General features: G+C 51.8%; 2 protein-coding genes. Both read left to right on the top strand.

The genetic code is table 11. The features are described from left to right. Nucleotides 1-189: 189 nt before the first annotated feature. The gene (gene dapA, locus BG74_RS00550; protein ID WP_066595729.1) at nt 190-1,068 is read left to right on the top strand and encodes a 4-hydroxy-tetrahydrodipicolinate synthase; all 879 of its coding nucleotides are present in this window, start codon (nt 190-192) and stop codon (nt 1,066-1,068) included. A gap of 16 nt (nt 1,069-1,084) precedes the next feature. Then, nucleotides 1,085-1,435 (top strand): NlpB/DapX family lipoprotein, encoded by a 351-nt coding sequence (locus tag BG74_RS00545; RefSeq protein WP_066595726.1) that lies wholly within the window; start codon nt 1,085-1,087, stop codon nt 1,433-1,435. Nucleotides 1,436-1,750: the final 315 nt, after the last annotated feature.

Raw genomic sequence — 1,750 nt, 5'->3', positions numbered from 1 at the left:
AAATACCAGGCCGGTCTTGTATCCAGTGCGGTGATAACCAGGGGGAAAATAGTGCTTCCTGTCTAGCTGGTTGTAATTTACGTGATAACCCTAAAAATCTGCTGTCAAGAGCTTACTGGGAAGATGTTTGCTTGCTTTTGGATAGGTGACAAAAGTACCATGAATGATCTGTTTATAGAGGGATGGTCAATGTTTACGGGAAGCATAGTTGCACTGGTTACTCCGATGGATGAAAAGGGCGCCATCGACCGTGTCAGCCTAAAAAAATTAATCGATTATCATGTCACCAGCGGCACCGCAGCAATCGTGGCTGTGGGAACGACCGGAGAAACGTCTACCTTAAGCCACGAAGAGCATAGTGATGTGGTGATGTGGACTCTTGAGCTCAGCGACGGGCTCATTCCCGTCGTCGCGGGCACTGGTGCCAACTCCACCTCCGAGGCTGTGTCGCTGACTCACCGATTCAACGATAGCGGTGTCGTGGGATGCCTCAGCGTCACGCCATACTACAACTGTCCGAGTCAAGAAGGGTTGTTCCAACACTTTAAGGCCATTGCCGAAAGCAGCGATTTGCCGCAGATCCTTTACAATGTGCCGGCGCGCACCGGTTGCGATATGCTGCCGCCTACCGTCGCTCGCCTGGCGGAAATCAAAAATATTATTGGTATTAAGGAAGCGACGGGGAACTTAAGCCGCGTTAGCCAGATCCAAGATCTGGTCAATACCGATTTCCTGCTGCTAAGCGGCGATGACGCCAGTGCATTGGACTTCATGCAACTCGGCGGAAAAGGGGTGATTTCCGTGACGGCGAACGTGGCCGCGAAGGAAATGGCACAGCTTTGCGCTCTGGCAGCCAATGGCAATTACACTGATGCGCGTCGTCTGAATCAGCGCCTGATGCCGCTGCATCAGAAATTATTCTTTGAACCCAGTCCTATACCGGTTAAATGGGCTTGCAAGGCATTAGGATTAATAGCGACCGACACTCTGCGCCTACCGATGACGTCCCTGACCGAGGCGGGTAGCCGCGTGGTGAGACAGGCGTTAACGGATGTGGGTTTGCTGTAACTCTTAGGGAGATTTAATGGCTTATTCAATGCAAAATTTGCGGGTAGCGAAATGGGTAGGTATCACACTTGTTGTGCTGATCGCGGCCTGTACCAGCGATCAGCACTATGAACGTCAGGCAAATGGAAATGAAGAGTACCTGAAAGCACCGTCTCTGCGCGCCCTTATCAATCCTTCCGGTATGATTCTACCCCTGCAGAACGGCGACTATGAAATTCCCGCCGTCCCGCGCAACGGCGCCGTGGGTAAAGAGCTGGACATCCGCCCCCCGCAGCTGCTGGTGTTGCTAAACGGTTCCTGCTCTCAATATTCAGGCAACAGAACCACAGCTATTATCCAACTGGAGAAACAGCGCGCAGGGACGTGATCTATGGTCGCAGGTGAGGTGGCAGTAGTACAAAACAAGGGTTATCCTATTGTCTTATGTCTTACGTCAGGACGCGCAGCAGAGCTTGAATACCGATTGGATCGATCTTCCTGGACCGCGCTAATAAATATGAACAGTACAGCGGCCATTACTAGATAGATAAGCCTGGCGACGCTAGGCTATCAGACTTCGCTGCAGGTGACTTCGCTTAGTCTGCGCCAGCAAGATAAGCTAGTTACCAACCTCGTGCTGGTGCAGCGCTATATCATATCGTCGAGATGCTTAACAGCATCTCGTGAGAGCTCCAGCAGCCTC

It is taken from the genome of Sodalis-like endosymbiont of Proechinophthirus fluctus, assembly GCF_001602625.1.
Lineage (GTDB): Bacteria > Pseudomonadota > Gammaproteobacteria > Enterobacterales > Enterobacteriaceae.
This window is presented reverse-complemented; position numbering and strand designations above follow the sequence as displayed.